Genomic DNA, 14,104 nt, shown 5'->3' with positions numbered 1-14,104 from the left:
CACGGCCCACCGCTGGCCCCGACCCCGGCGCGCCACCGGCATGCACGGGCGCGGCGGCGCGTCCCCGCCCGCCCCGGCCGGGGCATGGGGAACAATGGAGGCCGTGGCACAGCGCATTCTTATTCTTGGTTCCACGGGTTCCATCGGCACGCAGGCCCTCGAGGTCATCGCGCAGAACCCGGATCTCTTCGAGGTGGTGGGCATCGCCGCCGGGGGGTCCTCGCCGGACCTGGTGGTCCGGCAGGCCCGCGCCCTGGGCCTGCCCGCGGGCAGGGTGGCGGTGGCCCGCCCGGAGGCCGCGCGGGAGGTCTCCCGGGGGCTAGGGGGCGCGGTGCTCGACGGCCCCGACGCCGCCCGCGACCTGGTCCGTGCGCTTGACGCGGAGGGCGTGGTGGACGTGGTGCTCAACGCCCTGGTGGGATCGATGGGCCTGGCCGCCACCATGGCCGCACTGCGCTCCGGGGCACGGCTGGCCCTGGCTAATAAGGAATCGCTCGTGGCCGGGGGGCGCCTGGTGATCGAGGCCGCCGCCCCCGGCCAGCTCGTGCCCGTGGACTCGGAGCACTCCGCGATGGCCCAGTGCCTGCGCTCGGGCGCCTCGTCCGAGGTGGCGCGCCTGGTGCTCACCGCCTCCGGGGGTCCCTTCCGGGGGCGCACCCGGGAGCAGATGTGGGAGGTCACCCCGCGGCAGGCGGCGGCGCACCCCACGTGGTCGATGGGGCAGATGAACACCCTGAACTCCGCCACCCTGGTGAACAAGGGCCTGGAGCTGATCGAGGCCTCCCTTCTCCTCGGCGTGGACCCGGACGTCATCGACGTCACCGTTCACCGGCAGTCCATCGTGCACTCGATGGTGACCTTTAGCGACGGCGCGACCATCGCCCAGGCCTCGCCGCCCTCCATGAAGCTCCCCATCGCCCTGGCGCTGGGGTGGCCGCACCGCGTGGCGGGCGCGGAGCCGCCCCTGGACTTCCGCGAGGCGTTTTCCTGGGACTTCGAGCCGGTGGATAACGAGGCATTCCCCGCCGTGGAGCTGGCGCGCGCCGCGGCGCGCCGCGGCGGCACCCATCCCGCGGTGTACAACGCGGCCAACGAGGAGGCCGCGGCGGTGTTTCTTACGGGCGGCATCCGCTTCCCGCAGATCGTGGACGTGGTCGGGGACGTGCTGGGCCGGTGCGAGGGCTGGGCGGGGGAGCCGCGCGACGTGGAGGACGTGCTGGCCGTGGAGGGGGAGGCCCGGCGGCGCGCCCGGGAGATTCTCGCTACCCTGGCGGGCTGATTTGTATTCCGGCGCGGGGCGAGCCCTCCCCGCGCCGTCCGAGCGGAAAGGACCGACGTGGCAGGCTTGCTGGGGATCGCGCTGTTTGCGCTGGGTATCGCGGTGACCATCGCGTTGCACGAGTGGGGCCACCTGGCGGTGGCGCGCGCCTGCGGGATGCGGGTGCGGCGCTACTTCATCGGGTTCGGGCCGAGGGTGTGCTCCTTCCGGCGTGGCGATACCGAGTACGGGATCAAGGCCCTGCCCTTCGGCGGATTCTGCGACATCGCGGGCATGACGGCCCAGGACCCGGCGCTGACCCGGCAGGAGGAGCCGCACGCCATGTACAAGAAGGCGTGGTGGAAGCGGATCGCGGTGCTGCTCGGCGGGATCACCATGAACCTGATCGTGGGGGTGCTCATCCTCTATGGGGTGGCCATGACCTCCGGGCTGCCCAACCCCAACGCGGATCTCACGCCTACGGTGGCGGAGGTAACGGCGGGCCCCGCCCGCGAGGCGGGCCTGGTGCCGGGGGATCGGATCGTGGCGCTCGACGGCCAGGAGACCCAGAGCTTCGGCCAGATGGCGCAGGACATCCGCCAGCGCCCAGGTGAGACGATCACCCTGACCGTGGAGCGCCACGGGCAGCGCACCGAGATGGCGGTGCCGGTGGCGCGCGGGGAGCAGGGCCAGGGCGTGATCGGCGTGGCCTCCGCGCCGGTGGAGGACGCCATCGCCACCTTCGGCCCGGTGGAGGCCATAGGCGTGACCGCCTCCTACACCAAGGACCTGGTGGTCTCCACGGTGCAGGCGCTCGGCCAGCTGCCCGCCAAGGTGCCGGGCGTGGTGGCGTCCATCTTCGGCGCGGAGCGCGCCGCCGATAGCCCGATGAGCGTGGTGGGGGCCTCGCGCGCGGGCGGGGAGCTGGTGGAGCGCTCGTACTGGGGCATGTTCTGGATGCTGCTGGCCAGCCTCAACTTCTTCCTCGCGGTGTTCAACCTGATCCCGCTGCCGCCCTTCGACGGCGGGCACGTGGCGGTGGTGCTCTACGAGAAGGCGCGCGACGCGGTGCGTCGGCTGCGCGGCCTGGCCCCGGCCGGGCCCGCAGATTACACCCGCCTGATGCCGCTGACCTACGCGATGGGCGCGGCGCTGCTCACCCTGGGCCTGGTGTTCGTGGTGGCCGACGTGGTCAACCCCGTGAGGCTCTTCGGCTGATCCCCGCCGGTGTATGCTCGTGGTGTTGGCAGATTAAGCCCCAGAGTGTTGATTCGACGGCGGCGTGGCGGGTGGATCGGCCCGCGCGCTGCCTTTCAAGGAGTATGAGAACTTGTCCATTCCCGTCGGACTAGGTATGCCCGAAGCCCCGCCCGCCACCCTGGCGCCGCGCCGCACGACGCGCCAGCTCATGGTCGGTTCGGTGGGGGTGGGGTCGGATTACCCGATCTCCGTGCAGTCGATGACCACCACCAAGACGCACGACGTCAACGCCACGCTGCAGCAGATCGCGCAGCTCACGGCGTCCGGCTGCGACATCGTGCGCGTGGCCTGCCCCAAGACGGTGGACGCGGAGGCCCTCCCGGCCATCGCCAAGAAGTCCCCCATCCCGGTGATCGCGGACATTCACTTCCAGCCCAAGTACATCTTCGCGGCCATCGACGCCGGGTGCGCGGCGGTGCGCGTGAACCCGGGCAACATCCGGGAGTTCGACGGGCGCGTCAAGGAGGTGGCCAAGGCCGCCGGAGACGCGGGCATCCCCATCCGCATCGGCGTGAACGCGGGCTCCCTGGACCGGCGGATGCTGGAGAAGTACGGCAAGGCCACCCCGGAGGCGCTGGTGGAGTCCGCGGTGTGGGAGGCCAGCCTCTTCGAGGAGCACGGCTACGGGGACATCGCCATCTCGGTCAAGCACAACGACCCGGTGGTAATGGTGGAGGCCTACCGCCAGCTCGCCGCCAAGACGGACTACCCGCTGCACCTGGGCGTGACGGAGGCCGGCCCGGCCTTCCAGGGCACCATCAAGTCCGCCGTGGCCTTCGGCTCCCTGCTGGCGGACGGGATCGGGGATACCATCCGCGTCTCCCTGTCGGCGGACCCCAAGGAGGAGGTGAAGGTGGGCGACCAGATCCTGCAGTCGCTCAACCTGCGCCCCCGGGGCCTGGAGATCGTCTCCTGCCCCTCCTGCGGGCGCGCCCAGGTGGACGTGTACACCCTGGCCGAGGAGGTCACCGCCGCCCTGGAGGGCATGGACGTGCCGCTGCGCGTGGCCGTGATGGGGTGCGTGGTCAACGGCCCGGGCGAGGCGCGCGACGCCGACCTCGGCGTGGCCTCGGGCAACGGCAAGGGGCAGATCTTTGTCAAGGGGGAGGTCATCAAGACGGTGCCGGAGTCCCAGATCGTGGAGACGCTGATCGAGGAGGCCATGCGTATCGTCGAGCAGATGGATCCCGAGGAGCTCGCGGCCGCGCAGGCCGCCGGGGTGGGATCGAAGGTGCGCGTCACTCAGTAGCCGCGCGGCCGGGCGCTGCTAGTCTTGGGCGCTATGAAAAGGTTGCCCGCTCTGCTTTCGGTGCTGGTCATGGCGTTGTCGGGCGTGGTGGCCTGCACCCCTAAGCCGGCGGACGCCCGCCCGGTGGCGCAGGAGTTCCTGGAGGCCATCGCGGAGCGGGACTGGGAGGCGGTGGAAAGCCGCGTGGACGACCCCGAGGCCGCGCTTCCGCTGATCCAGGCCAGCGTGGAGGGACTCCAGGCCGAGGGGCTGGAGGCCACGGTGGAGGGCGTGGACCTTTCGGAGCAGTCGGCCACCGCCCGCTACCGCATGGAGTGGAAGCTGCCCCGGGAGCGCACGCTGTCCTACGAGTCCTCCATGATGCTGACCCGTCAGGGGGAGCAGTGGTCGGTGCGCTGGCAGCCCACCATCGTGCATCCCACCCTCGGGGCGCATCAGCACCTGGAGCTGCGCCCGGTGGCCGCCGAGCGGGCCAGCGTGGTCAGCTCGGACGGGGTGGCCCTGCTCACCCCCGGCGTGCGCCAGCGCGTGCTGGTCAACACCGAGGAGTTGACGGACCCCGCCCGCACGGCCCGCAGCATCGAGGCGGCCCTGAAGAAGGCCAAGGAGGCGGACCCCAGCGTGCCCACGGTGGAGGCGGCCTCCCTGGCCGGGACGCTGCGCGGCGCGCGGGGGGACTACTCGGTGACCACGGTGCCGGACGCCGTCGCGCAGCAGGTGTCCCAGGCGCTGTCCGGGGAAGCGTCGGTGCGCCTTAACCCGGAGGCGGCGATGGTCACGCCCAAGCCGGGCTTTGCCCCGGACATCATGTCCCGCGTGCGCTCCATCGTGGAGGACGACCTCGACGGCGCGGCGGGCTGGCGGGTGTCCGTGGTCAACGAGGAGGGCTCCGCGCTGGACGACGTGGAGTACCACGCCCCGCAGGTGGCGCCCTCGGTGGGCGTGAGCATCGACTACGACGTGCAGCGCGCGGCGGAGGAGGCTGTGAATACCCGCGCGGGGGATAAGGCCATGCTGGTGGCGATCAGGCCGTCGAGCGGCGAGATCCTGGCGGTGGCGCAGACCGCCGAGGCGGACAAGGACGGCGACATCGCGCTGAGCGGGCAGTACCCCCCGGGGTCGGTGTTCAAGATGATCACCGCCACCGCCGGCTTCGAGCACCAGGGGCTCAGCGCGGACTCCATCGTGCCCTGCCCCGGGACGATGAACATCTACGGGCGCACGGTGGTCAACTACAACGAGTTCTCCCTGGGCAGCGTGCCCCTGGAGCAGGCGTTCGCGCAGTCCTGCAACACCAGCTTCGCGGACATCTCCACCAACCTCGCGCCCGGCGAGCTGAAGGCCACGGCCAAGCAGTTTGGGCTGGGGGTGGACTACGAGATCCCGGGGCTGGACACGATCACCGGCTCCGTGCCGGAGGGGGAGACGGAGCTGGACCGCACGGAGGCCGGGTACGGGCAGGGCCTGGACCTGGCCAGCCCCTTCGGCCTGGCGCTCAGCGCCGCCACGGCCGCCGCCGGGCGCACCCCGGTGCCCACGCTCATCACCGGGCACGAGACCACGGTGAGCGAGAAGGTGGAGGCGCCCGCCCCGGAGGCGATCGCGCAGTTGCGCCGCTCCATGCGCAGCGTGGTCACCCAGGGCACGGCGCGCGGCATGCAGGCCGAGGGCGAGGTGTACGGCAAGACGGGCGAGGCCGAGATCAACGAGGGCTCCCACGCCTGGTTCGCCGGATACCGCGACGACATCGCCTTTGCCACGCTCGTGGTGCTCGGCGGCGGCTCCGAGGTCTCCGTGCAGATCACCGATCACTTCTTTAATACCTTGGACAAGTACAAGCACCCGGAGCAGGAGGAGGTACTTTAGTACCGAGTTTCCGGTTTTTTCCCTATAAGCCCAGGACGGCGCGCCGGAGGGGGTTGTCGCACCTCCCGGGCGTTGCTAAGTTCGGATAACTGTTGGCGCGGACGATCTCCGTGACCTCACATGTTTTATTAGGGAAACTTCAAGGAGAGATTTTTGTGCGCCACAGCGGGCGACGCGCCCTCGCGCTCACACTCGGCACCCTCGTATTCGGCGCGGGGGTGAGCGCCTGCTCCACGAGCGGGGACGGCCCCGCTGCCATAGCGCAGCACTCCCAGTGCGAGGTGGGGGAGGGGGATACCTCCGCCACCGCCTCCTCCTACATGGCGGCCACCACCCACCCCGAGGCTAGCCGCGCCGCCTGCGACGTGCTGGCCGAGGGCGGCAGCGCCGCGGACGCCCTCGTGGCGGCCCAGGCGGTGCTCGGGCTGGTGGAGCCGCAGTCCTCCGGGCCGGGCGGCGGGGCGCTGGCGGTGTACTACGACGCCGCCACGGATCAGGTGCGCTCCTACGACGCCGTGGTGCACAGCCTGGAGAACGACTCCTCCGCCGCCGAGGGGGCCGACGCCGCCACCGGGAGCATCGGCGTCCCCCAGACGCTGCGGCTGCTGCGCCAGCTGCACGAGGATCACGGCACCCGGGACCTCTCCGATCTGGTGGACCCGGCCTACCGGCTGGGCACCTCCGGCTTTGCCGCCAGCGCCCGCCTGGCCGGGGCCATCGACGGCAACCAGCGCCCCTTCCGCCTCTCCCAGCCCGGCGCGGTGCTGCGCAACGCGAGCGGGGAGCGCCCCGCCGAGGGCGACGAGCTGACCAACAAGCCCTACGCGGAGTTCCTGCGGGACTGGGCGGGCAACGGCGGCGCGCTGAGCCAGGAGACGGCCGAGAAGATCCGCTCCGAGCTGCGGGAGCAGACCGAGGGCGGGGACTACGCGGACTCCCTGGTGGAGCAGTGGCGGCGCGAGGCCGCCGAGCCGGTGGCCTCCCGGGAGGCCCTGTGCACGGACTTCGCCGGGATGAGCGCCTGCGGCAGCCCGTCCACCGCCACCGGAACGATGGTGGTGGCCCAGGCCCTGGGCATCATGCGCCACCTCGACCTGGGGCGGCTCGACCCCTACTCCGAGGAGGGCACGGAGGTGGCCCGGGCCACGGCGGCGCACCTGATGACGGAGGCCGAGCGGCTGGCCTTTACCGACGCCAACACCTGGATGGACGATCCGCAGCACGACCCCGAGCGCGCCCGTGCCTACCTGGACCAGGTGGTGACCAACGACGCCTACCTGGAGGCCAAGGCGGGCGAGGTGCACCAAAAGAGCAGCGTGGAGGACCCGCAGCCCGCCGACCTGGAGGGCTTCAGCCACGGCGGCTACCGGGACTCCCAGGAGGAGGGCACCGCCCAGATCACCGTGGCCGATAGCCAGGGCAACGTGGCCTCCATGACCACCACCCTGCAGCGCAACTTTGGCAGCGGGCTGATGGTGCAGGGATTCTTCCTCAACAACTCCCTGGACAACTTCGCCTCGGGGGTGGCCCCCGAGGCCCCCAACGCGCGCCGGGACGCCGCCACGCCCAAGACCATGATGGCTCCGCTCGTCGCCCGCTCCGGGGATTCCGTGCTGGCGCTCGGCTCCCCGGGCGGGCGCAAGATCCCCTCCTACAACCTCAAGAACCTGGTGGCCATGACCCAGTGGGGCCTGAGCCCGGCGGAGGCCATCGCCATGCCCAACTTCGGCGCGGATAACCGCAACGGCGCCTACGCGGAGACGATGTACGGAACGGAGGAGCTGACCCACCAGGGCTCCCTGCAGCGGCTGCTGCGCGAGTGGGGCCAGCCGCTGAGCGTGGCCGAGGCCGATAGCGGGGCGGGCGTGGTGCGCCGCCTTGCGGACGAATGGGAGGGCGGCGCCGATCATCGCCGCGGGGGTGCCGTGGCCGGCGGATAACAACAGCGCACACCGTACCCGATACCAACCCCTGAGATTCCTCTACGAGAGAAACGGATACATGCTTGCTTTCCTCGCGATGTCCGGCGCCCTTGCCGGAACGTCCATGACCTACTTTCATCGCCACGAACGCCAACACCGCGCCCGCCTCGACGGCCTGCGCTACAACGTCCACGTCAACGGGATCCGAGGCAAGTCCACGCTCACGCGCATGATCGGCGGGGTGCTGCGCGAGGCCGGGCACAACACCATCGCCAAGACCACCGGCACCTACGCCTGCGTCATCGACGGCCAGGCCGGGGAGCACCCCATCCGCCGCACCGGCCCGGCGAACATCAACGAGCAGTACCGCTTTGTCAAGGAATGGATCACCGAGGAGATCGACGCCCTGGTGGTGGAGTGCATGGCGGTCAAGCCCAAGTACCAGCACATCTGCCAGTCCACGATCCTGCGCTCCCCGATCACCGTGATTACCAACGTGCGCCTGGACCACCAGGAGGACATGGGCGACACCCTGGAGGAGATCGCCGCCTCCCTGTGCAACACCGTGCCGCACAACGGCGTGGTGATTACCGGGGAGCGCTCGCCCAAGCTGGTGGAGATCATCCGTCAGCACGCCGAGGCGCGCGGCAGCCGCCTGATCGTGGCGCAGGAGACGGAGCTTTCGCACTCGCTGGTGCCGCGCTTTAGCTACCAGCAGTTCGAGGAGAACATCGCCGTGGCCCTGGCGGTGGCCGAGGAGCTGGGCGTGGACACCGAGGTGGCGGTGCGCGGCATGCTCAAGGCCGCCCCGGACCCCGGCACCACCTCCGTGACGGAGATCCAGGAGGGCGCGGACTCCATGTTCTGGGTGCCCATGTTCGCCGTGAACGACTGGGAATCCACCGTGCGCGTGTTTGACAGCGTCTCCGAGACCTTCCTCCCGGATACCTGCCGCCGCGTGGTGGCGCTCAACAACCGCTCCGACCGCACGGACCGCGCCGCCATGTTCATCGACCTCGTCTCCACCGACCTGCGCAAGGAGATCGACCGCGTGGTGCTCTACGGCGACCTCCAGGAGGTGGTGCGCCAGCGCCTGATCGACCAGGGCTTCCCGGACGAGGGGATCATCACCACCGCCGACTGCGAGGTGGAGGACGCCCACGAGGACGGCCGCGAGCTGGTGGACCGCGCCCGGCGTGGCTTCGAGGGGCACGACGTGGCCATCTTCGGCATGGTCAACATCCACACCGACCACGTCACCGCCATGCGGCGCTACATCTCCCACGTGGTGGAGCACACCCCGCTCCCGGCCGCGGCGTCGGACAGCGAGAGCGAGGCGGCGGCACAGTGATCAGCGTCAACTTTGGCTCCTACTACTTCCTGGTGGACCTCATCCACGTCACCTTCCTCGTGGGCCTGGTGGTGAGCTACCTCTACTTCCGCTCCCGGCAGGTCTCCGTGGGCGGCTCGCTGACGGTGGGATACCTGGCGGCCTCCCTGTACATGCCGTGGAACGTGGTGTTCACCGTCCTAGTCTCCGTGGTGGCGTGGCTGCTCATCAAGTACGTGGTGCTCAAGATCTGGCTACCGCGCCCCCGGCAGATCTTTGCCATCGGGCTCTTCGTGGGCGTGGTCTGCGGCGCGCTGTGGGTGGTGGGCAGCGAGTACCTCTTTGGCACCCAGGTGCACGGCATGGAGTTCGCGCTCATCGGCGTGATCGTGCCCGGCATGCTGTGCAACTCCCTGGTCAAGCAGGGGCCGCGCCACACCCTGCTGCCGCTGGCGTGGATGGTGCCGCTGTCCGGGCTCATCGGCGTGGGCATCACCTGGCTCACCAGCGTGGCGCTGCCTTTGTCCTTTTCCAGCGCGCTCTTCGAGCAGATCCCCCGCTCCGAGCCCACGTTCTTTGGCCTCGCGGCGGCCTCGGTGCTGTGCGCCATCCTGATCCAGGACGGCCTGCTCAAGAACCTCCGCCTGCGCACCGGCGGGTACATCACCGCGGGGCTGCTGGTGGCCAGCAGCATCAACCCCCGCTACATCGCGGTGCTGGCCCTGTCCGCCGTGGTGGTGTGGGCGATCTACAGCGCGTACGCGCGCCGGGTGCCGCTGTTTGGCAAGGACCGCTTCATCGTGCTGTGCGCCCTGTCCATCCTCACCGTCATCGCCCTGGAGGCGCTGGTGGTGGCGCTCACCGGCCACCGCGTGGGCGGCGCGGAGAACATCATCTTCTGCATCCTGCCCGCTATCGTGGCCAACGACCTGGTCCAGCACGGGTGGAAGCGCACCGGCGGGGGCTGGCGCTCTCCGTGGCGGTGTGCGCGGGCATCGCCGCGCTGGTGGCCGTGTTCTCCTGATACCCTTCCGCCCCGGTGGGGGCGGGGAGTGCATCAATCCCGTCACGCCCCGGCGTGGCGGGATTCTTTCATTCCGCGCCGGGGCGCGGGTAAACCCCACCCGTCACACCCCGGCGCGGTCGCGTCAGCCCCGCGCGGTCAGCCACTCGTGGCTGCCCAGCGGCCGGGCCACCAGGCGCGTCTCCCCGATGCCGCCCACCCACGGGGTATCGGGCCGCCCCGCCCACACGGACGCGCCGATCAGCCACGGCTCCCCGGCGGTGGCCAGCCCGCTGGCGCCCAGGACGTCACGCAGGATGGGCGCGCCGTCGATGAACATCTCGATGGTGTTCGCGGCGGCGTCGCCTACCACGGCCACGTGGAACCACTGGTCCAGCGGGACCTCGTGGGACCAGTTGGAGGTGCCCGAGGTATCGCCCCGGGTGGCCACCGCCGACCACTGCACCTCGCGCAGCGAGGAGATCGCGAGCACCGCGGGCGGCTCGTCCGGCTCCTCTCCGCCGCGCCTTCCCAGCCTGCCGAGCGCCCCCATCCAGAAGTTCTCCTCGCCAAAGGCGGGGTCGATGAACAGGAAGGTCTCCAGGGTGTAGCCCTCGTCGAAGGTCATCGAGTTCAGCGGGGCGTGCGGCGCGGTGCGCAGCCAGGCGCGGTGCCCGGCGGGCCACACGAGGGCCGAGCCGTCGGCGGAGAGCGGGTGCGCCTCGGGGGCGATGCGCGGGGCGGCGCGCCCTGTCGTGGTGGCGTGGTTGCCGTTGCCGGAGACGTCCACCAGCACCCCGGGCCGGGAGGCGCTGGGCCGCCAGTGCGCGGCGGCGGGCACGCGGGGGTAGTCCTCCACGCCCCGGGGAGCCCGGCCGGGGTCGATCGCGGCGGGGGTGTACCCGGCGGAGATGATGCTGCGGGCCCGCTCGGCGTAATCCGGGCCGGGTGAACCGGGGGAGGCCACGCGCGGGGGCAGGGGGTGGGTCCAGGAGTCCGGCTCGCCCAGCAGGGCCTCGTCGTAGCGGGTGAGCGCCTCGGCGGGCTTGGCGGCCACCCAGGGGGAAAGCGCCGTCATGCTGAGCGTTCCCGCGGCGAGGTCGAGGTGCAGCAGCCCCAGCAGCCCGTTGCCGCCCTGGTAGGCCATCTGGTAGTCCTGCAGCACGTGGATCACCTCGTTGCCGCGATCGTTGCGGCGCACGGTGTACCCGGCCCCGTGGTGGTGCCCGGCGAGGGTGAGAAACACCTGGTCGCGCGGGGCGATGAGGTCCCGCCACAGGCGTTCGCCGTACTCCTCGGTGAGAAAGACCTCGCCGTCGGGGCGGATGCCGGTGATCTCGTGGGAGGTCACGATGGTGGGCACCCGGGGGTGGGCGTCCAGGACGCCTCGCGCCCAGGCCAGCGCGGCGTCGTCGGCCCGCCAGGCCAGGGCGAGCACCAGGAACTCCCGCCCGGCGGCGCGCACGAGGTGGTACTCGCACTCGTTGTTCGGCGCGGCGTAGCGCTCGCGGCAGGCGCTTCTCGACGCCGGGAAGAACTCGCCAAAGTGCGTCGGCGCGGCCTCGGAGAGGTCGTGGTTGCCGGGCAGGATGGAGTACGGCAGGCCGGCGCGGTCGAGCAGGCCCATGGCGGCGCTGGCCACCTCCCATTCCTGGATGACCTCGGCCTGGTCCACCACGTCGCCCAGGTGGGCAACAAAGGCGATGCCCAGCTCCTCGCGGTGCTTGATGAGCCAGCGGACCTGCTCCTCGTAGGGCTCCGAGCCGTAGCGGGCGCGGTACAGGTTGCCGGTATCCGGGGTGGCGTAGCGGGAATAAAACTGGGTGTCCGGCAGCACGCCGAGGCTAAAGCCGGAGCCGTCGGCGGCGCTGGCCCGGGCGCGGGCCAGCGCGGGGTGGCAGAGCGCGGCGGTGCCCAGGGCGAGGGCGCCCAGGGAGAGGAAGCGGCGGCGGGGCAGGGGCTGCGGTGAGGTCATGGCGAGAGGCTAACGCGCCGACGTGGCGAGCGGGTTAAGGCCGGGTGAACTCTGTACTTTGTTATAAGGAGATCATTTTATGATAGTATTTTATTTCTGGAGGGATATTATTCCGTGCTGTATTTATTTTTCTTACATTATCGCCGAAGGTGAACATTATCCTAAAGACATTACTAAAAGCTTGGATATAATCATCTTGGGGTGTGAAAATCTCAGAATGCATAGTAAAAGATTCTGACATAGCCTCGGATGTAAACAGGGATAAATTATATAAAGAATTAAATACCGAATCTTTTTTTATGGAAAAAAATTCTGAGTACTTTTTAATGTACTCTTTTTCTATACGGTCTGCCACTAGCTCTGCAGAGGTTTCGTTTTCGCTCGATCTTAATATTTGGGCGTATTCTCTGATTGTTGACCAGTATAGACTTCTAAGTTCACGGTTTTCTCTCCGGAAGTCTATTAAACTATTTGTATCTAGGTTTGGCAGTTTTGTCAATAGTTTAATCGATGATAATTCTTCGATGTTTTCATTTTTGTATTTATTAAAAGAAATCTCAGCCTGATCAGTGAATGATATAGTAGTGTTTGTTTTTCGATATACGGATTCAATGAATTTTGAGAAGTCATTTTCTAGGCAGCCGGTTATATTTTCCACAGGAGGGTGAGGTGTGTCTATCCTTACTATTTTCGACTGAAATGCAGATCTTATTGTTTGAGGAAGAAGTTTCTCCTTAAATGAATTTATCATCTTAGTCTGATTAACTGCAAAGTCTTCTTGAAAACTTGAGTTCGGGTCAAAAGTTGAGCATTTTTCAACCCCATCCAAAAATGAATCAACAATTCTTTCAACAAGTACTAAGGGTGTTTGTGGTGTTAAAATATCCCTAACCGGGTGCAGTACTTGATCCAAATTTGATTTTACAAGGCGTAGTAAATTTCCGATATTATCAGGCAATGAGTTTATTTCTATTGATGTATTTAGTATGCTCTGGTCTCTTCTGTTGGATAGGCTTCCATATAGTAATTTTAGAACCGAATTGAAGGTCTTAGCGTCCGTCCTCTGCGTGGAATCTAGGAGTAATAGTATAGACATTTGTATGTCTATTACATTAACTTCATCGGCATACACTAGTGAATTTTTTATTTTATTAATGTAGTTAACTTCCGTCGGTTCCGATATTGACTTTGATAATTTTATTATTGTTAGATTGTTTTTTGGAATGAGTTTATTGTTTATAAAATCTACCCTGCTCTTCGGGTCTGTCTTCTTTGTTAGTCTATGTTTTGGCTTCATTTTTCCTCCTATGTTTGGTGCTATTCTAGTCTGTGGGGAGGGAAACCGCTAGCATGGGCAGCATGTCTGCAACCCGTGCAAAGCTGACCCCCGGAAAACCCACCCCCATCCGTACCGTGCCCGAGCACATCGCGCGCCCGGAGTACGCCTGGAAGGACGAGGTGCAAGAGAACATCGGGGAGCCCTTCGTGCAGACCCCGGAGACGATCGAGGCCATGCGCGAGGCATCCACCATCGCCGCGAACGCCCTGGCCGCCGCCGGGGCCGCCGTGCGCCCGGGCGTGACCACCGACGAGATCGACCGCATCGCCCACGAGTACATGGTGGCGCACGGCGCCTACCCCTCCACCCTGGGCTACATGCACTTTCCCAAGTCCTGCTGCGTATCCCTCAACGAGATCGTGTGCCACGGCATCCCGGATAGCACCGTGATCCAGGAGGGGGACATCGTGAATATCGACGTCACCGCCTACAAGAACGGCGTGCATGGGGACACCAACGCCACGTTCTTGGCCGGGGAGGTATCCGAGGAGCACCGCCTGCTGGTGGAGCGCACCTACGAGGCCACCATGCGCGGCATCAGGGCGGCCAAGCCGGGCCGGGAGATCAACGTGATCGGCCGGGTGATTGAGTCCTACGCCAAGCGCTTTGGCTACAACGTGGTCACGGACTTCACCGGGCACGGCGTGGGCACCACCTTCCACAACGGGCTGATCGTGCTGCACTACGACTCCGACGCCTACCGCGACGTGCTGGAGCCCGGGATGACGCTGACGGTGGAGCCCATGATTAACCTGGGCTCGCTGGACTACGACATCTGGGAGGACGGCTGGACCGTGCAGAACCGCGACGGCAAGTTCACCGCGCAGTTCGAGCACACCATCGTGATCACCGAGGAGGGCAACGAGATCCTCACGCTGCCCACGGAGCGGCCCTCCGAGTAG

9 protein-coding genes and 1 pseudogene are annotated in these 14,104 nt (G+C 67.4%); 8 read left to right on the top strand and 2 right to left on the bottom strand.

Going from position 1 to position 14,104, the window contains the following annotated elements:
* Positions 1–94: 94 nt before the first annotated feature.
* The 7 genes and pseudogenes from dxr to B140_RS13140 form a co-directional block, all read left to right on the top strand.
* Positions 95–1,279 carry a 1-deoxy-D-xylulose-5-phosphate reductoisomerase gene (dxr, locus tag B140_RS0100555; protein ID WP_018117398.1) on the top strand — a complete coding sequence of 395 codons (1,185 nt, stop codon included), beginning with the start codon at positions 95–97 and terminating at the stop codon, positions 1,277–1,279.
* A 57-nt stretch (positions 1,280–1,336) separates the two neighbouring features.
* The gene (locus B140_RS0100550; RefSeq protein ID WP_026165824.1) at positions 1,337–2,476 is read left to right on the top strand and encodes a M50 family metallopeptidase; all 1,140 of its coding nucleotides are present in this window, start codon (positions 1,337–1,339) and stop codon (positions 2,474–2,476) included.
* Between the two features lie 136 nt (positions 2,477–2,612).
* Positions 2,613–3,767 (top strand): flavodoxin-dependent (E)-4-hydroxy-3-methylbut-2-enyl-diphosphate synthase, encoded by a 1,155-nt coding sequence (gene ispG, locus B140_RS0100545; RefSeq protein WP_018117396.1) that lies wholly within the window; start codon positions 2,613–2,615, stop codon positions 3,765–3,767.
* A gap of 33 nt (positions 3,768–3,800) precedes the next feature.
* Positions 3,801–5,633: a penicillin-binding transpeptidase domain-containing protein gene (locus tag B140_RS0100540; protein ID WP_026165822.1), complete on the top strand. Its 1,833-nt coding sequence runs from the start codon at positions 3,801–3,803 to the stop codon at positions 5,631–5,633.
* Positions 5,634–5,788: 155 nt separating this feature from the next.
* Positions 5,789–7,573 (top strand): gamma-glutamyltransferase, encoded by a 1,785-nt coding sequence (locus B140_RS0100535; protein WP_018117394.1) that lies wholly within the window; start codon positions 5,789–5,791, stop codon positions 7,571–7,573.
* Positions 7,574–7,634: 61 nt separating this feature from the next.
* Positions 7,635–8,906, top strand: coding sequence for a poly-gamma-glutamate synthase PgsB (gene pgsB, locus B140_RS0100530; RefSeq protein WP_051069202.1), 1,272 nt, complete (start codon positions 7,635–7,637; stop codon positions 8,904–8,906).
* Positions 8,903–9,781: pseudogene (locus tag B140_RS13140) on the top strand (poly-gamma-glutamate biosynthesis protein PgsC/CapC); the annotation flags it as partial. The gene pgsB and the pseudogene B140_RS13140, both read left to right, overlap by 4 nt.
* A gap of 252 nt (positions 9,782–10,033) precedes the next feature.
* Here B140_RS13140 and B140_RS0100515 read toward each other — a convergent pair.
* Both B140_RS0100515 and B140_RS13620 read right to left on the bottom strand, forming a co-directional pair.
* Entirely contained in the window at positions 10,034–11,863 is a 1,830-nt protein-coding gene (locus tag B140_RS0100515) for a LamG-like jellyroll fold domain-containing protein (protein ID WP_018117390.1), read from the bottom strand.
* A 61-nt stretch (positions 11,864–11,924) separates the two neighbouring features.
* Complete coding sequence (locus tag B140_RS13620) at positions 11,925–13,160, bottom strand: hypothetical protein (RefSeq protein WP_156801587.1); 1,236 nt, start codon at positions 13,158–13,160, stop codon at positions 11,925–11,927.
* 53 nt (positions 13,161–13,213) lie between these two features.
* Here B140_RS13620 and map point away from each other — a divergent pair, with 53 nt between their 5' ends.
* Complete coding sequence (gene map, locus B140_RS0100510) at positions 13,214–14,104, top strand: type I methionyl aminopeptidase (protein ID WP_026165820.1); 891 nt, start codon at positions 13,214–13,216, stop codon at positions 14,102–14,104.

The sequence above is a fragment of the Corynebacterium mastitidis DSM 44356 genome, from assembly GCF_000375365.1.
GTDB lineage: Bacteria > Actinomycetota > Actinomycetes > Mycobacteriales > Mycobacteriaceae > Corynebacterium > Corynebacterium mastitidis.
Note: the sequence above shows the minus strand (reverse complement) of the source record. Positions and strands in the feature narration are given on the sequence as shown.